This is a genomic window from Prosthecobacter vanneervenii, assembly GCF_014203095.1.
GTDB classification, from domain to species: domain Bacteria; phylum Verrucomicrobiota; class Verrucomicrobiia; order Verrucomicrobiales; family Verrucomicrobiaceae; genus Prosthecobacter; species Prosthecobacter vanneervenii.
This window is the reverse complement of the sequence record NZ_JACHIG010000008.1, coordinates 306,389-331,216: the sequence shown is the minus strand read 5'-3', so window position 1 is coordinate 331,216 and position 24,828 is coordinate 306,389. Positions and strand designations below refer to the sequence as shown.

13 protein-coding genes are annotated in these 24,828 nt (G+C 61.5%); 1 reads left to right on the top strand and 12 read right to left on the bottom strand.

Features of this window, described 5'->3' with window-relative positions; genetic code table 11:
* The first annotated feature begins 172 nt into the window (after positions 1 to 172).
* Positions 173 to 6,376, top strand: coding sequence for an autotransporter-associated beta strand repeat-containing protein (locus tag HNQ65_RS18725; protein ID WP_184341784.1), 6,204 nt, complete (start codon positions 173 to 175; stop codon positions 6,374 to 6,376).
* Between the two features lie 136 nt (positions 6,377 to 6,512).
* On the opposite strand, the gene HNQ65_RS18720 is transcribed toward HNQ65_RS18725, so the two are convergent.
* The 12 genes from HNQ65_RS18720 to HNQ65_RS18665 form a co-directional block, all read right to left on the bottom strand.
* On the bottom strand, positions 6,513 to 9,749 hold the full coding sequence (locus tag HNQ65_RS18720) for a TlpA family protein disulfide reductase (RefSeq protein ID WP_184341782.1): 3,237 nt from the start codon (positions 9,747 to 9,749) through the stop codon (positions 6,513 to 6,515).
* Positions 9,739 to 10,821, bottom strand: coding sequence for a prenyltransferase/squalene oxidase repeat-containing protein (locus HNQ65_RS18715; RefSeq protein ID WP_221306216.1), 1,083 nt, complete (start codon positions 10,819 to 10,821; stop codon positions 9,739 to 9,741). Before HNQ65_RS18715 ends, HNQ65_RS18720 begins: the two co-directional genes overlap by 11 nt.
* Positions 10,814 to 13,150, bottom strand: coding sequence for a hypothetical protein (locus HNQ65_RS18710; RefSeq protein WP_221306215.1), 2,337 nt, complete (start codon positions 13,148 to 13,150; stop codon positions 10,814 to 10,816). The genes HNQ65_RS18715 and HNQ65_RS18710 overlap by 8 nt, the downstream gene beginning before the upstream one ends.
* A gap of 17 nt (positions 13,151 to 13,167) precedes the next feature.
* A complete protein-coding gene (locus HNQ65_RS18705) occupies positions 13,168 to 16,509 on the bottom strand; it encodes a hypothetical protein (protein ID WP_184341778.1) in 3,342 nt (1,113 codons plus the stop codon).
* Between the two features lie 70 nt (positions 16,510 to 16,579).
* Positions 16,580 to 17,068, bottom strand: a complete 489-nt coding sequence (locus tag HNQ65_RS18700) for a DUF3368 domain-containing protein (RefSeq protein WP_184341776.1) — start codon at positions 17,066 to 17,068, stop codon at positions 16,580 to 16,582.
* Positions 17,065 to 17,307, bottom strand: coding sequence for a UPF0175 family protein (locus HNQ65_RS18695; protein ID WP_184341774.1), 243 nt, complete (start codon positions 17,305 to 17,307; stop codon positions 17,065 to 17,067). Before HNQ65_RS18695 ends, HNQ65_RS18700 begins: the two co-directional genes overlap by 4 nt.
* 53 nt (positions 17,308 to 17,360) lie before the next feature.
* Complete coding sequence (locus tag HNQ65_RS18690; RefSeq protein ID WP_184341772.1) at positions 17,361 to 19,565, bottom strand: hypothetical protein; 2,205 nt, start codon at positions 19,563 to 19,565, stop codon at positions 17,361 to 17,363.
* Positions 19,566 to 19,764: 199 nt separating this feature from the next.
* Complete coding sequence (locus HNQ65_RS18685; RefSeq protein ID WP_184341770.1) at positions 19,765 to 21,759, bottom strand: BatA domain-containing protein; 1,995 nt, start codon at positions 21,757 to 21,759, stop codon at positions 19,765 to 19,767.
* 8 nt (positions 21,760 to 21,767) lie between these two features.
* Complete coding sequence (locus HNQ65_RS18680; protein ID WP_184341768.1) at positions 21,768 to 22,340, bottom strand: hypothetical protein; 573 nt, start codon at positions 22,338 to 22,340, stop codon at positions 21,768 to 21,770.
* Between the two features lie 2 nt (positions 22,341 to 22,342).
* Complete coding sequence (locus HNQ65_RS18675; RefSeq protein ID WP_184341766.1) at positions 22,343 to 23,245, bottom strand: DUF58 domain-containing protein; 903 nt, start codon at positions 23,243 to 23,245, stop codon at positions 22,343 to 22,345.
* 30 nt (positions 23,246 to 23,275) lie between these two features.
* The gene (locus HNQ65_RS18670; RefSeq protein WP_184341764.1) at positions 23,276 to 23,740 is read right to left on the bottom strand and encodes a four helix bundle protein; all 465 of its coding nucleotides are present in this window, start codon (positions 23,738 to 23,740) and stop codon (positions 23,276 to 23,278) included.
* Positions 23,741 to 23,819: 79 nt separating this feature from the next.
* A complete protein-coding gene (locus HNQ65_RS18665) occupies positions 23,820 to 24,827 on the bottom strand; it encodes an AAA family ATPase (RefSeq protein WP_184341763.1) in 1,008 nt (335 codons plus the stop codon).
* Position 24,828 lies beyond the last annotated feature (1 nt).

Sequence of the window (24,828 nt, the reverse complement as noted above, 5' to 3'; positions counted from 1 at the left end):
AATGAATTGATTGATTGAGTTTTGGCTCAAATCCAACCGAGCACGAAGCTATTGCCTTCCCGACTGTTAGGTAAGCTAAGCCTTACGGGATGATGAATTTTACATTTATACGCATCTGTTAGAACAATCATAATGTCAATAATTGACATAGTCACAAGTTCAAACACTGCGCATGAAACGAAAACACTCGCATTATAAAAAAATCCCGCAAGCAGTGCTTGCTGCGGTTTTGTCACTGCACCTAGCGCTACCGCCCAAAACGGTGGCTGATGTCCTTCCAGGGACGATCCTGAACGGCACGAACACCATCACCAGCGCCAATGCGGACAGCAATGGCATCATAGATGGGAACAGCGGGACTGGCTACTTTGTGAGTTCGGGTTCCCTGAACATCAGCAACGTGACGCTGCAGAACTTCTCGACCCGTGGCGGGGACGGCAGCGGGGGTGGGGCTGGGATGGGGGGAGCGCTGTTCATCAACACTGGCGCGACGGTGACACTGAACAATGTGAACTTCCTGTCGAACAACGTGCAGGGGGGGAATGGAGGAGTGGGGCAGTATGGAGGCTCCCTGAACAATCTTTTCAACACCGGCAGTGCAGCGAACTCCGGCAGCAATGGCTACACCCCCCCGTATGACATGCTGGCGGACATCAACGGGGCCAATGGCAGCCGAGGTGGCAACGGAGCGAACAGCACGGTGGGCTATGGTGGAGCAGGTGGAAATGGCAGTGACGGCACGCACGGGGGCAGCAGCAGTCCGCTGCTCCTGGCGGCTGTGGTGGCGGCGACGATCGACCTGACGGCGGGAACCACCCAAACCGCGGCTGATGCAGCGAACCCGCTGACCGCAAATGTGGCGGCAGGTGACGCAGCCGACGTGGCCGTGAAAGTGATCAATCTGGCGTCTGCGATCGCCGCAGTGGTGTCGTTTGATACCGCGCTGGCGACCGGCCAGATCGGGTATGGTGGCACGGCGGGTTCCGGCGGCCAGGGTGGGAGCAGCGGTTTTGGCTTTGGTGGTGCACCCGGCGGCAGTGGTGGCGACGGGGGCTCAGGAGGACAGCCTGGATTTGGCTCCCTGCTGGCGGGGGTGGGTGGTGCGGCCGGTGGTGACGCCGGCTCTGGTGGCTCCGGCGGCATGGGCGGATTTGGAGCCGGTGGTGGTGCAGGTGGAAATGGCGGCACGGGCGGTGCGGGTGCGACTTGGGGACTGCCAGCAGCACTGGTGCCGGTGACGGGTGACCAAGGCTCTGTGAGCACGACACCTGGCTACTATGACCAGGTGCAGCGCTACGCCGGGCAGGATGACCAGGGGAATCCGGTGCAGAACACCAATCCGCTCGGGGCAAACTATAATACGACAGCGTCCTTTTACACTGACCGCATGGTGAACGGAACGTACCACCCGGCAGTGACGACGGTGACGAATCCGACGCCGAGCTTTTCCGGATGGAGCGAGCTTTCCGGCAGCCGCCCGAACGGCCTGGACGGCAGCGGGGGCACCGGGGGAGCCGGAGGCTTTGGCGGTGGTGCCGGAGCCAGCGGCAGCGGGTACAACACTTTGTCTGGCGGCGGCGCAGGCGGCTCAGGTTTTGGTGGAGCGATCTTTGTGCGGAATGGAGCGACGCTGCATATCACAGGCAATGCTTTGTTTGACAACAATGGCGCCCGTGGCGGACAAGGGCAGAACGGAACAGGAAACAATGCGACGGACGGCGCGAGCGGCATCGGCGTGGGCACAGACATCTTTTTGATGAAGGGAGCCACTCTGAGGCTGGACCCGGGTGCAGGGAACAAGATCACCTTCAACGGGAACCCGTACAACACGTCGATCGCGGATGACAGCGCGTCCTCGATCATCCCCTCCGGCGGTACAAGCAGGATTCCCTCGGGGTCTGGTGCGGATGTGTACATCCAGAGCGGGCTGGTGCAGTTCAACGGAGCGAATGTGTACTCCGGGCAGACGATCATCCAGGGTGGCACGCTGCAAGCGACTGACGGCACAGGCATCTACTGGGACAGCAACATCAACATCGCCGGAACGCCGACGTCTGATGCGGTGCTGATGGCGGACGGGACGGAGGGGAGCATCACGCGTTTTGTGGGAACGCAAAGCAACCGGCTGCAGTGGACGGGGAGCGGTGGTTTTGCCGCGGTGAACGGTGACCTGACAGTGAACCTGAGCAACGGCCAGACGATGAAGTGGGCCGCGAACAGCTTTGTGCCGAACAACAACGCGCTGGTGTTTGGGTCTGTTTATGCGACGAACAAGGTGTTGTTTCAAAACAACATCAACCTGAACAATGACAACCGCACGATCCTGGTGATGGCGAATGACGCCACGCTGAGCGGCACGACCGCGAACGTGGACTATGCAGTGCTGGGCGGAGTGATCTCCAGCGGATCTCTGACGCTGGGTGATGCGACGCACAAAGGCACCGTGGTGCTGACGGGCGCGAACGCATACACCGGCACGACAACGGTGAACGGCGGCGGACTGGCGCTGGCTTCCGCGGGCTCTCTGGTGAACACGATGGCGCTGACTCTGGCGAATGGAACGAGCTTTGATATCTCGGGGCTGATCGCCACGGGGCAGACGCTGGCTTCGATCAGCGCAGGGACGAGCACCACGGTGAGCCTGGGTGCGAAGAACCTGACGGTGGGTGACAGCAACAACACGACGGTGGCGGGTGTGATCAGCGATGGCGGCATCTATGGTGGAACCGGCGGCTCTCTGACGAAGCAGGGCGGAGGCACACTGACACTGACAGCGGCGAACACCTACACGGGTGGCACGACGATCAGCAACGGCACTTTGGCGCTGACTGGCAGCGGTGCGCTGGCGGATACGTCTGCGGTGAACCTCACGGGTGCGAGCAGCACGTTTGACATCTCGGGCATCAGCGCGAGCGGCGAGACGGTTGGCTCGATCTCGGGTGTGAGCGGATCCAAGGCTGTGCTGGGCAGCAAGAAGCTGACGGCAGGAGGATCGAGCGACACGACGATGGCGGGCGTGATCAGCGGGAGCGGCGGCTCCTTTACCAAGACTGGCAGCGGCAAGCTGACGCTGACCGCAGCAAACACCTACACAGGTGCGACGACGATCAGCGGAGGCACTCTGGCGCTCTCCGGCAACGGATCGCTGGCAGACAGCAGTGATGTGAGCCTGACCGACAGCAGCAGCGTGCTGGACATTTCCGCGAAGAGCGCGAGCGGCGAGACGGTGGCGGCGCTTTCCAGCGTGGCCGGCTCCGCCGTGGTGCTGGGCGCGAAGAACCTGACTGCAGGCACCAGCACCGATACGACGGTGGCGGGTGTGATCAGCGGAACAGGCGGATCGTTTACCAAAACGGGCAGCGGTACGATGACCTTCACGGCGGCTGACACTTACACTGGAGCGACGACGATCTCCGGCGGCACTTTGGCACTGTCTGGCGATGGCGCACTGTCTGATCTGAGCGCGGTGAACATCACCAGCTCCACGGGTGTGTTTGACATTTCTGGCATCACTGCCGTGGGTGAGACAATCGCGTCTATCGCAGGAGTGGCGGGCAGCCAGGCGTTTCTGGGTGCGAAGAATCTGACGGTGGGCGACAGCACGAACACGCTGATGGCGGGTGTGATCAGCGATGGCGGCATCGCGGGTGGAACGGGCGGCTCTCTGACGAAGCAGGGCAGCGGCAAGCTGACGCTCTCCGGAGCGAACACCTACACAGGTGACACGACGGTGAATGCGGGCACGCTGGAAACCTCCGGCAACGAGCGGATCGACAACCTCTCGGATCTGATCGTGGCCTCTGGCGCGACCTTCCGTCTGGGCGGCAACGAGACGCTGAGCAGCATCTCCGGAGCAGGCAGCATCGACCTGCAGTCCAACACGCTGGCGACGTACTCGAATGTGGACACCGTTTTCTCGGGTGTGATCAGCGGTGCGGATTCCTCGATCTTGAGCAAGACTGGAAGCGGGAAGCTGACGCTGTCTGGCGCAAACACCTACACAGGAACGACGAACTTCAACGGAGGCAACATCGACCTGAGTGGCAGCCTGGAGAGCAAGACGGTGAACGTGGCTGCAGGTGTGATCATGGACAGCAAGGCGGGCGGACTTTCCTCTGCGGCGAACCTGTACAACAACGGCACGATCAACCTTGGCAACACGGATGACACGGTGAACACCTACACGAGTGCGGGAACGATCAACGGCCCGGGCAAGCTGAACGCGCTGACCTACAACCTGAACGACGGCTCGGTGGTGAACACGAGCCTGGGCAGCGGCACGCTGACGACGAACGGCCTGGTGAACCTGAATGCGACAAGTGCCGCAGCGAATGTGGTGATCAACGCGCTGAGCACACTGAACCTGAATGCGCCTGAGCTGATCTTAAACACTGCCACTGTGACGGTGAACGGGATACTGAACCTGAACTACACCAGCGGTGCGGAGACGATCCAGACGCTGCTGGGCTCCGGAACGGTGCGCACAAACGGCAACCAGCTGATCGTGTCCAACGGCGGCAGCTTTACCGGTGTGATTGATGCACCCACCACGAACCTCACCATCGGTGGCGGTGGTGGTGGCGGCGGCTCGCTGACGCTGGGAAGCGGCACGACGACGACGCAGAACACGGAGATCGACAACGGGCTGATCATCGGCAGCGGAGCGACGCTGAACAGCACGACAATCACGATTGCCAACGGCAGCGTGCTGGATCTGAGCGGCGGCGGGACGATCAACTTCACCACACTGACCAGCCTGGACAGGACTGGCGGCGTGATCAACATCGGCAACCATGACTTCATCCTGCCGGCGGGATCGACCATCTCGGGGAACATCACGTTCATCGGCACGGGTAATGTGATTATCCTGGGTACGGTATCTCCTGGTTTCTCGCCGGGGGTGCTGAACATGACCGGCTTTGGCCTCAGCCCGGCGCTGACTGGCACGTATAATGCACAGCTGGCCGGACTCGGCGGCGTGGGCGGCACGGACTTTGACCAGGTGCAGATCGCCGCAGGTGCGACGCTAACCATCGGCGGAACGCTGAATGTGAGCGGCTATAGTGGATTCATCCCGAAACAGGGCGACTCCTTCCAGATCATCTCCGGTCCTGGCGGCGCGGTGCCGATCAATCATCTGACGGGCACTTTCACGACGGTGACGTTTGACCCGACTGGCAGCGGTCCGGTGAATCCGGACTCGGCGGGCTTTGTGTTCGACGTGAACACAGGAGCCATGACTGCGACGGGCCTGAACAGCACGACGAACACGATTGCAGATCTCGGCAGCACGGCGAATCAACGTGCGGCTGCGGCGGCGATCTTCAATGCAGCGTGGGTGGGACAGAACCAGATCGACTCGTCCACCACGGCGGGCAGACTGGCGCTGCAGATCACCGATGCGACGGGTGGCTCCTCCGCCGATCTGGCACGCTACACACCTGAGTACTACGGCTCCCTGGCCGACTATGCTTTCATGGGCAACCAGGTGCTGGTGCGCAGCGTGCAGGACCGTGTGTCTCCGATGAGCTATGTGCCGAGCCAGCTGGACGAAGACCGCCTGAGCCAGGTGCCTGAGGTGCTGTCATTCTTCACAGGCTACACGTATGCGAACCTGAACACTGCTGATGCAGCCAAGGGAACACGCAATGACTACTATGCAGGAGTGAACCTGCTGGCATCGGAGGACTATGTGTTTGGCATCGCTGGCAGCGGCAGCCAGGGCAGCATCAAGGCTGCGCTGGGCAGTGCGAAGTCTGATGGCTGGGGAGTGATGGCGTTTGGCCGCTATGTGGTGGCGAAGAGCTTTACGTTCTTTGGCAGCTTTGGCTTCAACGAGCAGAACATGGACACGACGCGCCAGACGGTGAACGGCACGGTGAAGGGCGGCACGGACGTGACGAGCTACGTGGGCTTCCTGGGTGTGCAGTACAAGGGCTGGCGAGTGGGCGGTGTGTCGATAGCACCGCGTGTGTCGCTGAGCTATTCGCACTCGCATGTGGCAGGCTTTACGGAAAGCGGAGCGATCGACGCACTCAACGTGGGCGGGTACAACAACAACCGGTTCATGGGAGAAGCGGGCGTGTCTGCGCTGTGGAGCACGGACCTCGGCGGTCATGCGCTGAACGTGGAACTGGCGGCCTCGGTGCAGCAGTACTTCATCAACACGAAGAGTCAGATGGGGCTGAGCGTGGCGACGGTGCCATCAGCGAGCTACGGGATGAACTTTGCGAAGACGGGCAGCACGCAGGGCGTGGTGCAGCTGAACGCAGGGTATGACATCACGAAGACGCTGACGGGCTACCTGGGCTACGAAGGCCACTACGGCAGCCAGACGACGCAGTATGCGAAGGCTGGCATCCGGGCGAATTTCTAGCCGTGTGTGCCTCTCCGCCGCTGTGCGAGGATGAGCTTCGGATCATCTGAGCTGCGGCGGAGAGAATGGCAGAACATCAACAAACGACAGGCGCGGCTTATGTTGGAAGCCGCGCCTGTTTCATTTGAAAGAGAAGCTATTTTTTGAGGAGCTTCTTCACGGCTTGGGCGATCTTTTCCGCGCCGTCTGACTCGTAGCCGGTTTTGATGTAGGCGATCCTGCCATCGGGACCGATGACAACGGTGTGGGGGATGCCTTCGACGCCGAAGCTCTGGCCGACGCGCTGGGCGGCATCGAGAGCGACTTCGAACGTCCAGCCGCGAGTTTCGAGAAAGGCTTTCACGGTTTCCTTGTCTTCGGCCTGATTGACGCCGATGAAGCGGACCAGCTTTGAATCGAAGGGGGACATGGAGTCGATCAACTGGGGGAGAGACTTGATGCAGGGGCCGCACCAGGTGGCCCAGAAGTCGAGGACGATGACCTTGCCCTTTTCCTGGGAGAGATCGAAGTCGCCGCCTGAGAGGAGGGGGAGCTTGAAGGGCTTGGCCTCCTGATTGAGCAGCGGGGAGCTCTGGCCGCCAGACTCTGGAAGGACGGGCTCCGGGGCGAATTTGAGCTTCCAGTCGCGGAGGGCGAGCATGGCGGAGCTGTCAGGAGGCGTGGTGCTGCGGATGCCATGAATCTGTGGGAGAGGCACGTGGCACTCTCCGAGAAGGGGGCTGGTGCCGAAGACGGAATCTTCGGCAAAGCGGGTGACTTTGAGGCCGAGGCGGCCGCCATTGTTGAGCAGCAGCCAGTGGGTGATGAGGGGTGGTGATTGCTCCTTATCACGTGCTTCGAAGGCGGCATTGATGTCGTCGAAAGGCTTGACGAGCCAGACAGCGGCTTTGACCCGATCGCGGGGAACCTGGATGTTTTCGAGGCCGGAGCGTACGGCGAAGTGGTCTGCCGTGGCGGCTTCGATCACGCCACGCAGGATGTCGCCATTGGCGGCGAGGAGAGCATGGCGTGGAGGGTCCTCCTTGCGGAAGCGTGGGACGGTGAGCGCGTGCTCTCTGGCGAGAGAGTTGACGACGGGTGCAGCGACACGGCCCGGGGTGATGCGAGCCGTGAAGGAGCTGATGCTGACCTTGCGCTCGCCATTGCCCCAGAGGTTGAAAGGCTCCAGCACGAGGCCGAGGCCAGAGCGCATTTTGGTGGAGAGGGTGATCTTGCGAGCGGAGACGCCATTGAAGAAGACTTCGACGGCGTTTTCCGCAACGGCGATGCGAACCGGCATGGCGGCTTTGGTGCGAATGCGGAACTGGCGATCCATCTGATTGCCGGAGGATTCGAGACCGAAGCAGACCTCGCTGCCCATGTGGGCGAAGAGGAGGTTGGTGCTGGGGGAGGTGGTGCTGAAGCCATCGCAAAACAAACGGAGACGGAGGGCGGAGAAGCTGTTGTTGTGCAGCAAGAAGCTGAGCTCATGCACCTGCATGAAAGAGGGGTGGCCCCATGAGCCGCCGGGTTCGAAATCGATGGCATCCTTGCCTTTGCGTGTGACGGTTTTGGAGTCGCCACGCACCTGCTGCCAGCCCGGGTCTTCGAAGCCTTCGAGCTTCAAGGATTCGCCGCCGAACTGAATGGCCATGAGCCGCTCGGCAGGAAGATGCCTGATGGAGGAAAACTGGGAGTCGAGGTCGATCTGCCTGGAATCGATGGCGCGCAGTTTGCCGGGAAGAACATCTCCGTCCTGAAGATAGAAGAGGGCGTCGGTGGAAGTGACTGCGGGCTCGGCCGGGGCCGCGCGGGTGATTTCGATCTCGCCAGCGGTGACAAGAGGGACGGGCTTGAGGCCACCGACGGGTTTCCAGCGCGGCTGGGCTTCGCCACCTGCATCGAGAGTACCATGAAGGGAATTTTTGCTAATGGTGAGCTTGTCGAGCGAGGCGAGGTCGGTCTTGTCTTCCGCAGGAGATTTGAAGCCGCTGAAGTCGAGATGGTGAAGAGCGGAGATTTTGAAATGCACGGGCTCTTCAGAGAAGGTGGTCTTGAAGGAGGCGACTTCGTTGCGCACGTGGAGCAGGGTGCCATTGATCCATTCGCCATCGGTGAACCACATTTCCGTAAGCGGGGGAGCAGCCTGATGGAAAGGCGAGGACTCTGTGACGAGTTCCAGAGCGAGGACTTTGTCCCAAGGGAGACGGGTTTCTTTGCCGCCCTGGCCGCGAACAGTCACGGAGTCTGAATCTGCGCGAACTGGCGAGGCTTTCAAAATGCGGCCATCTGTGAGCGCGATCTGCGGGCGGGACGTGATGATGTCGGAAGGAAGACTGCCATCCCAGGAGCGAATGCGCAGGTCTTCGAGGGTGAGATCGGGGCCTTTGTTGAGCAGGGTGACACCCGGGGAAGCGGGGGATTCCTCGTCGGCAGCGGGAGTCTCGCGAGGCTGCTGCATGGCCTCGATACGAGCCTGCGCCGCCTCCTTTACGACGCCGAGCAAAGCACCGAAAATGCCGCCGCCTTCTTCGGCTTTCTCCTTCTGAGGCTGCTTTGCCGCCGCTTTCTTTTCAGGCTGCTGCCTGGTCTCGTTCACAGGCGGCTTGCTTGTTTCGAAAATTTTACGACCCTTTGAGTCATAGACTGCGCAGAGGCCGGTGGTGCGGTTCCAGAAGAGAGTCAGTTCCAGGCGGTGGTCATTGTCGCCTAGCGTCTGGAGTTTTTCGAAAATTCGTCCCTGCAGCACCACATCGTCGATCCAAGTCTCCACGACCATGCGCTGAGCGCCGGGGGCACTGAGTTCGATTTTGAATTCCGGACGCACGGAGGAACGCAGGCGGATCTGCATCTCCAACTTCTCCGGGAGCTGGAGAGGGAGGGAGGCGCTGCGATTCCAACCCACCTGCTGAAGGGAAGCACCGGGGACCATGCGCCAGAGCTTCTGGCTGGTGGATGAGTGATTGGGCGAAGGGGGCTCGGTCCATCCGCTGGTACCTGCCAGGGCGGGCAGGGGCGCGTCAGGAACTTTGAGGTGATGGATGCTGACAATGGTATCCCGGAGCACCTGGAAGCTGCCAGCACGTGCGGATTTGATGCGAAGGGTTTTGGCATCAAGGCCGGTGATGGAGCCGTAGAGGCAGCTGCCGTCGGCGAGGTGGATGCTGAAGGGCTCGTCGGTTTTGGAGTCGGTCTTGAAGCGGTTGATGCGTCTGAGGGCGTCGATGCGTACTTCAAAGTCCTCGCTGAACATGGGGGAGCGCCAGGTGACGTGGCCGTCTTCAGCGCCGACAAAATGCCCGCCGAGCCACTCGCCATTCTGCCAATGCAGCTCAGAAGCGCCGAGGGAAAGCGCCGAGAGGATGAGAGCGAGGATGGAGGGCCTAGCGTTCATAGATGGGCAGGAAGCGGAAGTTCAACCCCAGGGCGAGAAGCGACATGCCGGTCTCGTATGGACTGCCGGCAAAGCTGCCATCAGAGCCCTGGGTTTCCCCCAAGGTGCGCGCAGTGGCGGCATTCCATTTCTGCCAGGAGGCGTAGTCTCCCTGAAAGAGCGCCTGGGCCATGTAGTAGCGGAAGTATTCCTTGTAGGTGCCCTCGCTGTGATCAAGGCGCTCGGTGATGTGTTTGAGGGTGGCGGAGAACTCCTCGGAGTCCTTGTGCTTGGAAACGGCGGCGACGAGCGTGGCGATGGCGCTGCGGTTCATGGACTCGCCAAAGCCACCGAAGCCGCCGGTATAGGCGACGCTGCCATCCCTGCCGGTGCAGCGTTTCATGTATTCGAGGGCGGTGTCGATGACTTCATCCGGGACAGCCATGCCCGCATTGCGTGCAGCGAGCAGGCCCATCAGAACCGCGCCGGTGACGGAGGTGTCTGCATCTGTGGAGTTCGGGGTGTAGCGCCAGCCGCCCCAGCGGTTGGCCTTCTGGGCGTTGCTGGCACAGCGGATGGCGAGATCGAGCGCCTGGGCGATGGTGCGCACAGAGCTGCCGCCTTCCCAGAGCAGGGACTCGTCAACCGCGCCATAGGCTTCAGAGAGAGAGAGCATGGCGAAGCCGTGGTGGTACATGCTGTTGGGGAGGTAACCACTGTTTGCATCCTGACTGCGGATGATGGCGCGGAGGCCGCGGCGGATGTTGGGAGCGTAACGGCCGAAATTGGGATCTTCGCCGGAGGCAAGAAAGGCCATGAGGCAGATGCCGTCGATGCCGGCTCCGGTATGGCCGCCCTGCCAGCTGCCGTCCTCGCTCTGCTTTGAGGCGAGCCAGGCGAGGCCACGCTCATAGACGGTCTCCACCTCCTGTGGAATGGCACCACCGAAACGGAGGGCGGGATCCTGAGCAGAAGCAGCCGCAGCGAGAAGAAACATGAACAGCGCCAGAAGGCCCGGGGTGCATGAAAGCAGGGGCTGGAAAACACGGCCCATGCAGGAGTGGTGCGGGATCATGGGGGCTTGTTCAGTCATTGTTGAAGATGATTGCGTCATTGATCACACGCACATTGCCACCCGCCTGACCGCCGCGCTTCATGCGCTGTTCATGATTGCTTTTGATGCCTTCCCAGTACTGGAGGGCGTCGGGGAGATCGCGGTCCTTGCAGAGCTTCCACTGCTCTGGGGTGAGGATGGCCTGAAGCTCCTTTTCGGGGACGCCCGCCACGGGAACCAGGGCATGGTAGTACTGAAGGAACCACTGATTGGTCATGTAACGCTCCATGTCCGGCAGGTATTCAGCGAGCACCTTTTGGACGGCGGTCTGGACCTTGGCGGACTGATCTGCGGTGAGTCTGCGGCGGCGATCAATCTCTGAGGTGCTCATGGCAGCCATGGCCTGAAGGCGATAATTCTGGCGCTCGTCTGCCGACTGCTGGAGTTTTTTGAGCTGAGCTTCGCTGAGAGCCGAGTGCAAAAAAGACTTCCACAGCACAGTGTTCTGGGGACGGGTTTCTGTGCGGCCACCGGAATTGGAGCTCTCCGTGCCTGCGAGGATCTGAAGGATGGTTTTAGGCGTGGCGTTCTGAACGGCCTGCCAGACGTAGCTTTCGGTCGTCTGGCGCCAATACCCGAGGCTGGACTCCACGGCACCCTTGGCCACAGTGGTAAGTTTTGATACAACCGTGTCGGGCAGGGAGAGCAGGCGGGCGGCCTCCTCGACCTGAGGCATCATGACCTCAAGAGTTCTGGTCCTCTCGGCGATAAACATCTTGTAGAGATGGCGGGAGGTGGCCGCCTCCATGTCCTGCACCTCAGCAAAGGAGGCGCTCATGTCTGGCACAGAGCTGCGCGCCGAGTTTCTGCCCTGCTCTGCCATTTCCTTCCAGCGGCCGCGCTGCACCTCATCGAGGATGCTGCGGAGATCTTCGGTGCTGACCTTGGCGGCGGTTTGGAACAACTGGTAGGAATTGTAGTTCCAGTATTGCTGCCTGCGCTGCTCCATGAGCGGCTTCATGCTCTCCATGACGAGAGGTTCGAGCTTGTGGCGCTGCTCCTGAGTGAGCATGAGCGTCTGGTCCATCTCCGTGAGACAAGCGCGGGCGAGGGCCAGAAAAGTGCGATGGTCACGCTGGGTGTTTTCCACCGACATGAGCTTGAATTCGGCATCGGAGAGAAGTTTTTTAAGGCCCTCGGTCCACGTCTTTAGCTTGAGGGCCTGGTTATCGTCATTGATGCCGAAGAAAATTCTCCCCCGGAGGCGCTTGCGATCTTCAGGAGAATAGCTTTTCGCCTGCTGGAGCCAGCCTTTGCGGGCCTGCTGCAGGGACTCCTGCACGGCTTGTTTTGACAACTGCTTGAGAGCAGCCGTCCGCTCTTTGGGCAGATTCAGAGTTTGTACAATCCCATCGATCTCCGATTCCATTTCCATCTGCATGCGCTGCTCCGCCTGCTGCTCGGAAGGCTTGATCATGATGACGTATTCGTTTTCATCCTTGGCGCGCTCCTCCTTGTCGATCTTCTGCCAGGTGGCGACCAAGTCTGCAGGAAGAACGGAGGAGGCTGACTTGATCCATGACTGGTTCCAGGCCTCGGAGGACGGGCGGTCAAAGCTGATGTAGAAGGAACTGCGGTCGAGGATGTAGTCGCGAGCGGCGGGCGTGAGGGTGAGAAGCATGGAGGTGGCCCGCTTTTTCTCGGAGGTGCAGAGCTGGTCGAGCAGGCTTTCAGCGGCCTTGTTTAGAGCAGCGATCTGGGACTCTGAAAGCTCCAGCTTCTTTTGCATGAACTCGATTTTGTTCCTGAGGTTTTCGTTCAGGGGAGCGCGCGCCTCCCGCAGCCAGCTTTCGAGCGGGGCAGAGAGGGCGGTCTCCGCCTGCTGGCGTGCCTTTAAATCGGCCGCATGCCAGACGCCGAAGCGATCGGTGCCAAGCGTGGCCTTCAGAGTGGAGAGCCAGGTGGCGTCCTCTTCCGGAGGAGTCCAGCCTTCGACGGGTTCATTGGGGCCAGCTTTTTCAGGCTGCCACATGCCGATGTGACGGATGGCGGCGGAGTCCGAGGTGCGCGAGAGGTAGGTGCGCATGGCCTCCTGAGCCTTGGGCCGCCACGTCTTGACAGTCTCCTCCACGGCCAGCTTTGCGGCCTGCTCCAATGTGCGAGTTTCCTCGGGCGTGAGCGTGACTGTGGAGCCGATGGTTTTGATGACATCCACCATGTGAGCGGTGAGCTGCTTGTGCTTTTCCGGAAGGCATGACTGGACAAATTCCGAGAGGACTTTTTCAACCGCCTCCGAGAGGGGCTGTTTACGCTCGGCAAGCGGCGATGACGCTGAATGAACCACGGTGGCGGTGGCGAGCACCGCCATGAGAAGGATGGGTCTGATCATCGTGAGCCGCCTCCTTCCTCCAGCTTGTTGAAGTAGGCATCGAGGCCGGTCTTGAACTCCTCGGGTAGCTCGCGGCCTGCCTTGCCCGTGGCCTGGCCGACGGGGCGTGCCTGGAGACTGGCTGCGGCGTCCTGGCCGGAGCCGAGCTCTGCGAGAGCGGCCTCTCCGCTGGCAGCACCGGAGCCGCCACCTCCAGGATTGGAGCCACCGCCGCCGCCACCTTTGCCCTGGCGCTTGGCCTGAAGGAGGAGCTCGATGGCCTCAGTCTCTGCGGCGATGGCGGGTGCGCCTGTGTCCGGCTTGTCGAGGATGGCGGCGGATTCATTCATGACGTGCATGACGGCATCGAGCAGCTTGAGTTCTTTGCCAAATTTTTCATTGCCTTGGGGAAGCTGGAGGATGTCGTCAAAAGCGCCGCGTGTGTTGGCCTGGATGCCGAACTGCTTGGAGGCGAGGTCGGCGGATTTTTTGGTGTGCTCTTCTGTCTTGAGCGCGGGTTTGGCATTTTCCAGCTCGCGGGTTTCATCGCGAAGTTTCATTTCATCGCGGAGGGATTTCATGACCTTGAGCACGATCTCGGGGGGAAGGCTGTCGGCGCTGCAACTGCTGCAGGATTTGCACTCGCTGGCGGCGACCATCTCCTCGGCCCAGCGGTCAAGGGTGTCGGCCCAGAACTCTGCGCCAGACATGCTGCTGCCGCTGAGATTGATGGCGGCCTGATCTCCGAGATAGGCGATCATTTTCACGGCCTGAGTGTCCTTCATCTGGCCGATGATGTTTTTGAACTGCATGTCGGGCTTGCGGGCGAAGTAGGCTTCGAGATCGCTCTGGATGAGGCGCACGGTTTCGCTCTGGGTCTTTTCGTGTTCGGCGATTTGAGCGGCGTCCTTCACCGGCTTACGGTCGAGGCCAAAGGCGGAGAGGGTCTTGGTATTGAGATCCTTGGCCACGACCATCTGCTGGCGGGAGGCGGCCTTGAGGCGCTTGACGAAGGTGCTGGCTTCCAGACTGGCGAGGATGGCGCCGAGCTCATCGGAGACGCGTGCGAATTCGGCGAGGAGAAGTTTCTGCTCCTCAATGGCGTCCTGCATCTTTTTCTGCGCCTGGGATGCAGGTGGCTGCTCCTGTGGTTTGTCCTCCTCCTTGTCGTTCTTCTGTTGTCCCGGAGCGGCCGCCATCTGGGTGGTGGGCAGCTTCATGGTGCTGGGCTTGGGAGGAGAGGGTTTGGCATTGGGGTCCGCAGGCTGGGGCTCGGCCTTGCTCATGGAACCTTCCTTGTCGGAGATGGAGGGCATGTTGTCCTTCTTCTGCTCTTCGTCGGAGGCTTTGCCGCCTTTGGTGGCTGGAGGGAGATCGGGGCCGTTGGCGATCTGCGGAGCGCTGGGTTTGCCCTGGCCGGACTTGCCCTCGCCTTGTTTATCCGACTTGGATAGTGATGAGGATGACTTGGAGGGAGTGGATGCCGTGGACTGGCCGGGCTTGCCGCTCTGGGCATTGGCGCCCTGCTTGAGGAGATCTGCGACACTGGGCATGCGCTTTGCGGCGATGTCCTGCATGGACTTGAGCATGGTGGCCCAGGATTCGAGACGCTTGGCATCGAACTCGTCATTGCGAGTGGCCTGCTCGACGAGGCTGCGACCGCTTTGATTGAGCATGCCAAGACGGGATGCATTAGCGTTTTCGGCGCTGGCCTGCTGGGCGATCTTGCGGCGGTTCTCAGGGCGGTCGAGCTCTGCGGCGCTGAGGGCGCGCAGCTCTTTGTTGGTGGCGTGGAGCTGCTGCTCGCGCTCGTAGCTTTCGCGTGCGGCTTCGAGCCATTTGCCAAACTGCTCGGTGAGCCAGAGGGCGTGGTCGGTTTTGTTGAGCACGTGAAGGAGGAAGGCGCTGGAGTAGGCGCGCTTGCGGCCGGGCAGGTAATCTTCGGCCCAGGCGCGGATCTCGATGGACTGCGGAGCAACGCCATCGCGGCTGGCGCAAAAGGTGGCCTTGGCGGAGAGGGTTTTCTTTTCGGGCTCGCCAGCGGCGGCGATTTTGTCGCCCTTGGTTTTGTCGTCGTTGACGCTGCGCCATTCGAGGCCAGTGCGCTGGATGCCGAAGTCGTCCTGCACATCGAGATCGAAGCCGACGACTTCGGAGTCGAGCACGACCTGCTCCTGGGTCTCACGCCGGGCGGCGAGACGCGGGGCTTCGTCTGCGATGGCGTTGATTTTCAGGACAAGGGGCTCACGGGGTTTGAGGCCATCGCGATCCTGCCACATGACGTGCTTTTCCGTGTCTGCAGTGACGGGGTGAAAGGGCGTGGTGACTTTGGCACCGGAGACTTTTTCGGCTTCGCCATCCACCTGAGCGGACGCGAGGTCGCGAGAGGCGGTGGCTTCGAGTGATGCCTGTGCGCCTTTGAGCACGCTGACGGAGCCGCCGCGTACTTCGACCGTGGGCTCGGTCTTGTACTTCAGGTATTCCGGCAATCGGGTGCGGATGGAGAGGGCGGTGAGTTCAGGGCGGGTGCGAGGCTGGACGCTGACGGTTTTGCGAACGTCTCCGAGAGAGAGGGACAAGGCGGCGTCATCCTTTTGCGGCGGGAAAGCCAGCGGGTAAGTGCTCTGGGCGAGGATGCTGACGATGACGGGCTGTGCACCGATGCGTGCCTGTGCGGCTGCCGGGGACCAGCGTGTGTCTTTGCTGAGATGGACCTTGAGATCAAAGGGCTCTGCATAGGGGACAACGAGCCGGTCTGGCAGCGCGTCGATGCGGGCGAAGGTGTAGCGCTCGACATCGCGCCAGGGGGTGGCCCAGCGAGCGAGGGCATTCCAAGAGGCGTCTGGTACGAAAGCGAGAGCGGCAGCGGCGAGCGCCGCCACGGCTGCTGCGGCCCAACCCCATTGGACGTGCCTGGCGCCGGGCACGGCGTGGGAGAAGTCCTTGTCCTTCACGGCCTCTGCGGCCTGATCCATGGCGGCCTGGACGAGGCGCTCGCTGCGGCCAGCGGTGCCGGCCTCCATGTGGGCGAGCTCGACGATGCCGAGAAGCTGATCGCCCAGGCGGGGAAAGGTACGACGGAGAAGGCGTGCGGCGTCCTCAAGGCGGCGCTGACGCCAGACCCAGCGGTGCCATTTGAGCGGCAGGCCGAGGCCGAGCACGGAGGCACCGGAGATGAGGAGCGTGGCGCGCAGCCAGGCGGGCGTCTCCATGAAGCGATCCAGCACGAAGACGACGATGTAGGAAAACACGATGCCGAAGGCCGCAGCGAGGAGGCCCTCGGTGAGCTTCACGACCCAGACGCGCTTGCGAAAATCCGCGAGCTTGGCTTCGAGGATGGCCGGCAGGGCTGTTTTCATAATGAGCTAATGTTATCCTGATGAAACGTGGCTGACGAGCTTTTGATTGGTGTTTAAAACACTTTGGGCGTCATGTTTCGCCGCACTTTCTTAAGGCTGAATCCACCAGAGCGGGGGACAACCAGAAGCCCGCTTCAACGGCCAGCCTTTGAAGCACAGGCTTGATGGCAGAAATCAGTCCCATTTTGCGAGCTTGCAGCAACACTCCAAGAACTCCAATCGCTGGGACACCGAGGAGTTGAGCGGCACGCCTGCCAGCGGCTTCATCCATCAGCACGGCATCGGCATGCCCGCTAAGCGCGAGTGCCAGAGCAGCTGTTTCGCCAGCATGTAAATTAGGCATGGACGCCAGCTCTGCTGAAACCGGGGCTGCTGGCTGAATGAGAATCCAGTCTGGCATTAGCAGGCCGTGGAAACGCGGCTGATGAAAGCTGAGGCGTTCAAACTCAAGCCGCACTTGATCAGGGACCCATACTTCATGAAACAAGGCAGGAAGCAGATGGGCCTGCTGAACGCAGCAGAGATTGAGAATCACGGAAGTGTCCGCGACAACGATCATGCCGGGAACAGCTTGTCCAGAGCCGCTAGATCATCATCAAGGTCTTCCACCGAGTACTGCCGGGGAATGTTTCTTTCCTGCAGGGCCTGCTGAAAAGTGATCAGGTCCAGACCTGACAAATCTGCTCCAGAGACGGCGCTGACACGGCCCCGGGCATACAGGGCACAAGCCAGCTCCAGCCGAAGATCTTCGGCAGTAAAACGCTGGATGGCGCTGATGTCCGGAAGTTCCAATGTCATGTGCGAAGTCTATTCATCGGCGGGCTGAGTGACAAGCCGGGATTTGGAGGGGATCAGAACGCCCCGGCGGCCTTTCTTCCGACCCAGAAGATGCCGAGGAGGAGGACGATGAGGCCGGCCCAGGCGGGGTGGGACCAGATCTGGAGGCGGCGCTCCTGCTGGGCGGGCTCAGGCATGGCGGAGACGGCTGCGACGATGGCGGAGGGGGAGGAGGCATCGAGAACCTCGCCACGGGTGAAGCGGGCGATCTCGCGCATGACATCGAGCCGCGCGGGCTGGCCGCGTTTTTCACGGCTGGTGCCCTGGATGGAGATCTTGGTTTCTAGAGAGGTGCCTGCCTCGGCACAGCTGAGCTGGACGCGGTGCTCTCCGGGCTCCACAGGGCTGAAGGTGCCGGTGAAGAGACCCCAGGCCTCCGCGCCTGCGGGCATGAGGCGGATGCTGCTGACTTTGCCACTGGGAGCGGCGATCTGGGCGATGACGGCGCCGTCCCGCAGTGGCTCGCCGGTGAGGCTCATGACGTTGGCGTTGAGAGTCAATACATCGCCTGTGCGAGGACGGTCGGGGGAATAGAAGAGGCGCATTTTGTCGCCGCTGCTCATGTTCCGCTGATAGGCCATCCAGCGCACGACCTGGCCCCAGAAGCGGTAGTGGTATTTGTCCTCGACGCCTTTGCGCCAGCGCCAGGCGCCGTCGGTGCCCATGAAGAGGATTTTGCCCGCGCCGTAGGTCTTGGTGACGATGAGTGGGACGCGGCCAAACTGATTGGACTCGGTGCCGTGGGTGGCGAGGATCTCGGTGCCGGCCTTGGCGCGCAGCGCAGGGGCGTACCATTGAAAACCGGGAAGAGTGCTCCAGACGCGGGCGCTGGCTTCATCGCTGTCTTCGAGCTTGGTGAGCAGGCTGTGCGTGCCGGCCTCGGTGAGGGCGAATTTTCCGGGTGCGGAGGAGCCCCAGCCACGTGGCTGGGCGGCATCCCAGATCACAGGGAGGAGATCGGCGAGGGGAGTCTCCTGCAGCGTGGACTGGAAGCCGTGGAAGCCTGGCATGAAGACGAGGCCGCAGGCCTGGTCGCGCACGAGTTTTTGCAGGGCGATGCAGTTTTCGGCTGTGAGCTGGTCTTTGGCGAGGCCGACATCGCCGAGGAAGACGACGTCGTATTTGGTGAGCTCTTCGTTCTTGGGGAAGGTCTTTAAATAGCCACGACCTTCGCCGACTTTGCCGAGTCCGGGATGGAGCAGGAGGCAGCTGACGTCCACGCCGGGATCGCGCTCAAGGGCATTGCGCAAGTAGCGGTACTCCCAGCGGGGGAAGGACTCGATGACGAGGACGTGGAGCTGCTCTTTGCGGATGGAGAGCGGGGCCTCCTGGGAGTTGTTTTCGGGATAGCGCTCTCCGGGCGTCTTGGGGATGGTAAGGGTGAGCTTGACCTCGCCGGGTTTGTCGGGCTTCCAGGCGATGGCGTCCTGAAGGCGGCCCATGGCTGGAAGGGTGACCTCCTTGGTGATTATCTCGCCGCTGGAGGACTGCATTTCGAGGACGACAGATTCATCGCGCGGGAGGGAGCTTTCGATGGTGAAGGGAATGCGCAGGGGCTTGCCCGCGACGGCGAAGGCGGGGACATCGAAGCTGGTGAGCTCGACATCGGGGAGGCGTGTCTCTGCGCCGACGGGCACGGCGAATACGGGGACCTCGCGCATGCGCAGGCGGGTGGTGGCCTGGGAAGGGGCGGCGCCGGTGTTCCAGTCGCCATCGCTGATGAGGACAACGGCTTTGAGATTGGGCTGCTTTTCGAGGACATTGGACAGTGCGGCCTGGATGTCTGTGCCTTCGGTGGGTGGGGTCTGGGAGGATGAGAAGGGCTCGATGACGACATCCATGCGCTGCCGGAGTGGCTCCCAGAGTTTGGTGTCGGTCAGGGGCTTTGCTGCGGCCTCGCGTGCGAGCGGCTCGGCGTTGGGCTTGGATTTTTCGACAATGTCCTTGGTAGTCATGCTGCCGGAGACATCGTGAAGTACTGCAAGGGTGGGGCGTGTCTGGGGCTTGAAGGTCTCCAGCCACTCCGGCTGCATGAGCGTGATGGCGATGGCCACGGCGATGATGAAACGCAGCAGCTCAAGCCAGCCCGTGCTGGCGCGCCAGCCGCTGCGACGCCAGGCCATGAATGCGAGACCCCCGATGGCGACGACAAACGCCACGCCGATGCCGAAGGAGGCAGGCGTGGGAGTGAAGACGAGCTGGGAGGTGGTGGGGGTCATGGAAGCGATGGCGTCGTTATCGTCCTCCTACTCGAACTCGTCCTCGATCGATTAAGTTCACGCAGGTCGGTGGAATGACCGATTTTATCCAAGCCTTCTGCTGGTGGTGATTGGATGTGGTTCGTGAGTCCACGAGCTGTCGAACTCGATGGGATCGAGGACGAGTTCGAGTAGGAGGACGAGGACGAACAACGGGGAGTCATCGGGCAAGAGAAGGTTGTGGGTCGCGCCTGGCTGGCATGCAGAGGAGGGCCTCGATGAGGAGGGAGAGGGCCATGATGAAGAGGAAGGTGCGCCAGATTTCGCTGGCGAGGCTGGATTGGTTTTCGACCTGGTCTTCGATGATGTGGTGGTCGAGGCCGGCGAAGAGTTCAGCGAGGGCGGCGGGGCCGAGGGTTTCGGGGGAGTCTTCGCGGAGGGGGCGGTTGAGGGCGACGAGCTTGTCGGCGTTTTCGAGGATGCCGGCGCGGAGGGGTTGCTCGGTGCTGAGGATGGTGGGGCCGTGTCGCTTCCAGAGGGTGAGGTCGCCAGTGCCGAGGGCGGTGGCACCGGCCTCGCGCTGCTGGGCCTTGCCGAGGCTGCGTGCGCCTTCATTGAGCGCGCGGTGAAGCATGGCAAACATGACGACGCCATCACGGGCGAGGCTGGAGGAGCCGGAGCCGGGGAGGGTGCCGAGGAACCAGGCATTGCCATCGCCTGGTATGTCGGCGCGCATGAGCAGGGGGCGGCTGCCGGTGAGGCGGGCTAGAGGGGTGCCCTCGCCGAGGATGTCGCAGCGGCGGGTGACTTCGAGTTCGCCGACAGGGAGGGCGGTGCCGTTGCGGGTATTGGCCAGGAGGCCGGCGTCATTGCGCCACCATTCGAGGGTGGCGGGTTTGCTGCCGGTGGTCCATGAGCCCCAGTGGAGGCCGCCGAAGGCTTCCGCGCTGGAGGATTCAACCGGGAGGAAGAGGATGCTGCGGCCTGCGGCGAGATGATTCATGAGCTGCCGGGAGATCAGGTTGTCCGTCTTTGGCAGAGGGGCGTGCCAGAGGATGAAAGCGGTGTCATCCCAGGGAATCTCCGCAGCGCGGGAAGGGGGCAGCAGAGTGGAGGTGTATTTGCGGGTGGGATCGGCGGCAGCCTCCAGTGCGGCCTGCAGGGGACGGGCCTCGGCCTCGTCATCGCTGATGATGACGGACTGCATCACGGCGGGTTCGTCGAAGACGAAGTGATAAACGTTGTCTGATGGCGAGGTGTCTGCGGGAAGCTCGACACGGCCGGAGCCGCGTTTGGTGGTTTTGTCGATGGGGATGGCGTGGCCCTGCAGCACGAGCTGGGAGTCCTTCATCTCCATTTTGACCGTGGTGCTGACGTCATTGACCACGAAGCGCAGCGGCAGCTCCAAAGGCTCGTGCGAATTGGAGCTGCGAGTGACGCGGAGATCGAGCAGGAGCTCAGCCTTGTCTGCGGTTTCGTTGCGGACGATGCGCTGCACCGAGATGGAGAGATTTCCTGCAGCAGGCTGTGCGTAGGTGAGCAGGTGGAAGCGCAGGCCCTTCAGAGAGGCGAAGGCGCTGCGGAGTGAGGGCCAGCGGCCGCTGGCGGCATCCCAGTCGCTCTGGCGGAGATCGCTAAGCACCCAGACATCGGTGCGGCCGGTTTGATTGCGGCTGATGTAGTCGAGCGCGCCTTGGAGCAGTGCGGGCACATCGGCGGCGGTGTCGGTGGGGCCGGTGAGCGGGAGATCGATGAGAGATTCGGGCTTGTCGAGGAGCTGAGGCTGGAGGCGGGCGTTTTCGATGAGGACGAGCTTGGAGCGTGTGCCGACGGTGTCGCGCAGGGCCTGGGAGAGCTTGGCGATGCTGGCGGCGCGCTTGCTGGTGCCAGTGGCGAGGTTCTGCTGCTCCATGCTGGCGGAGCGGTCGAGCAGGACGATGACGGTGTCCGGCACACCGCCGGTGAGGCCGAGCAGGCCACCCGCCATGGGCCGGGTGATGACGAAGAGGATGGCCGCCACGGCGAGCACGCGGCAGGTGAGGATGAGGATCTGTCGCAGACGCGAGAGACCTTTGTTCATGCGCTGCGCCATGCGCAGGAACATCATGGCCGCCCACTTCACCTGACGGCGGCGGTACAGGTGGATCAAATGAATGACCACCGGCAGCGCAGCGAGCGGCAGGGCGAAGAGGAGCGCTGGGACGAGGAAGGTCATTTATTGTGTCAACGGAGTGGAAAACGTTGTTGCCCTGATTTGGGCGGGTTGTTGTCCGGATCAGGCCCGCGGACTCCAAGGCCCAATGCTATGGTCAGCCTGCCAATCTCGTTAAAATTCGTGTGCCACCAGATCGCCTTGTTTTCCGGCCAGGATTTTATACCCCAGCAATGAAAACAAATCTCAATGGCACCTACCGGATTGCCTTCGGAGTAGAAGACGACGATGTGATGTGGATCGTAACAAAGCATGCCACCCTGAGGGGCTTCAGTTTCGAAGGCTGCTTTTAGAAGTGCTGTTGATTGATCTGCATCCAAGACAGATTCCTTGCGCTTCAGTTTTTTCAGATCTTCGAGAGCAAGAATGCCGTCTTTAATGAATGAAACATGATCGGGATTCGCGAATTGATAGCCAATAACCTTGTCATACGGCTTGTGCGGCCAGCCGTTGATGCCTGCTGGAGGCGGGACGAATTTTGCTTCATCGCACCACGCAAGACCTGCCCACAAAAAAAGAAGGATTCCAACTTTGAAAGTCGTGACATGAATGGTTGAGACTTTACGAAGAACTGGATTCAGCATGATCACCGTCCCCCTTTCTTCTCAAGCCGAGCCAGGAGGAAGCGGGCGAGCACGTCGTCGTATTTTTCGTGGAGTTTGACGCGGTGGTAGTCCATGCCGGTGGTGCGGACGAGGTCGTCGATTTCGTGCATGTACTGGCGGACGGCTTCGCGGTAGTTGCGGGCGATGAGGCTGGGATCGGCGAGGACGGCTTCGCCGCCTTCGAGGTCGATGAAGCGGGCGGGGCGGTCGAAGTCGAAGTCGAGTTCCTGCTGGTCGAGGAGGTGGAAGACGGCGATGTCGTGCTTGCGGAAGCGGAGGTGCTGGATGGCGGGCTTCAGCTCGGCGGGTGGCACGAAGAGATCGGAGAAGATGATGACGAGGGCGCGCTGGCGGATTTTTTCGGCGGCGTCGTGCAGGGCGGTGAGAAGCGTGGTGTCTCCGACGGGCTGAAGAGAGGCCATCTGATCGAGCACGAGGCCGAGGTGTGAGGCGCCGCGTTTGGCGGGGATTTCGACGGGCTTTTCGGCGAGGCTCCAGAGGCCGACCGCATCGCCCTGCTGTGCGGCGACGTAGCCGAGGGTGCCGGCGAGTTTGCGGGCGTAGTCAAAGCGGGTGGCTCCGGCGGGGCCGTAGTTCATGCTGCCGCTGGTGTCGATGAGGAGACAGAGGCGGAGGTTGGTGTCGGCTTCGAACTCCTTGATGTAAAAGCGGTCGCTGCGGCCCCAGGTACGCCAATCGAGGCGGCGGGTGTCGTCGCCAGGGACATATTTGCGGTATTGGGCGAACTCGAGGGAGGAGCCGCGCACGGGGCTGCGGTGCTTGCCGGAGACGCTGCCGAGCATGGCATGGCGCGCGTTGAGGGGGAGCGCCATGAGGCGGGAGAGGACCGCGGGGTCGAGGAAGGTGCGGGTGTCAGAGGGCATACGTTTCGCAAATGAATCCTCCTCTTCCTCCTACTCTTTCTCTTCCTCTCTGGAGGATCGGGATGCAGATTTAAGACGTGTTCCTGTCATAGGAACACTGCGGCATGATTTGACCGGAACTCCCTCAAAACGAGCGATGAGAGAACTCAAAATCGAAACCACACTTAACAGCATGTCTTTTCCCCTCATAACTCTTTCTTTTTTACATGCTTTTTTTGCAACGATCGCATCCAGACATGCAGCACATTCAGTCGCAGAACCACGTGCATCATCGAAGAACCGCACGCGCTGCTGAGTGGCGCGGCGGCCGTTGCCTTCCGCTGTGTTTAAAAGCGCTGAGAGGCTGGCGCGGTCGAGTTGGTCCAACACTTCAGCAAGCCGCGGAGTTTTGGAGGCTTGAATTTCAGCAAACAAGTCAGTGAGCCAGGCTATGAATTCCAGCTCAAGCTGGTACACCTGGAGCTTTTCGTGATCGAACTGGCGTGCAGCGGGCATGAAGTTGAGAAGGTGGAGATTGAGGGCTGCGTCAGAAAAGGGAGGAGGAGTATGAGTAGGAGGAAGAGGAGGATTGTATTCACCCTGCCTTGGCGAGCTCATTCACCAATCTCTTCGTCACATCGCAGCTGCTGACGCCATCGCTCTCAGCCGTGAACGTGGTCATGACGCGGTGGCGGAGGACGGGTTCGGCGACTTCCATGAGGTCTTCCAAACGGACCATGTAACTGCCGTGGAGTGCGGCGCGGGCTTTGGCGCCGAGGATCAAATACTGCACAGCACGAGGGCCTGCACCCCAGCTGACGAGGGGTTTGAGCCATGAGGGGGCTTCGTGGCTGGCGGGTCTTGTTTTACGGACGAGATCGACGGCGAACTCGTAGAGGTGATCCGGCACAGGAACGCGGCGGACGAGTTCTTGAAAGGCGAGCACCTTGGGGCCATCGAGGATGTGTTCGAGCCTGGGCAAACTGGTACCGGTGGTTGTGCGGGCGATGGCGATCTCTTCTTCGCGGGTGGGATAGTCCACGCCGATCATGAACATGAAGCGGTCGAGCTGGGCTTCGGGGAGAGGGTAGGTGCCCTCCTGCTCGATGGGGTTCTGGGTGGCGAGGACGAAGAAGGGGCTGTCGAGGGTGTAGGTGCGACCGGCGACAGTGACCTTGTGCTCCTGCATGGCCTCAAGCATGGCGGCCTGGGTCTTGGCGGGGGCTCGATTGATTTCGTCTGCGAGGACGATGTTGGCAAAGACGGGGCCTTTGGCGAACTCGAAGGCGCGTTTGCCGCCGGGAAGCTCCTGCAGAATGTCGGTGCCGGTGATGTCCATGGGCATGAGATCCGGCGTGAACTGGATGCGGCTGAAGCTGAGGGACATGGTCTCCGCGAGGCGGGAGATGAGCAGGGTTTTGGCCAGGCCGGGCACGCCCATGAGAAGGGCATGACCGCGTGCGAAAAGGCAGATGGCGAGCTGCTCTACGACCTTCTGTTGACCGACGATGATCTTTTTCAGCTCGTCGCCCAGCTGGACGTAAACCTTGCGAAGCTCATCAATAGCGGCGACGTCGTCCTGCGGAAGCGGGGAATGAGGCATA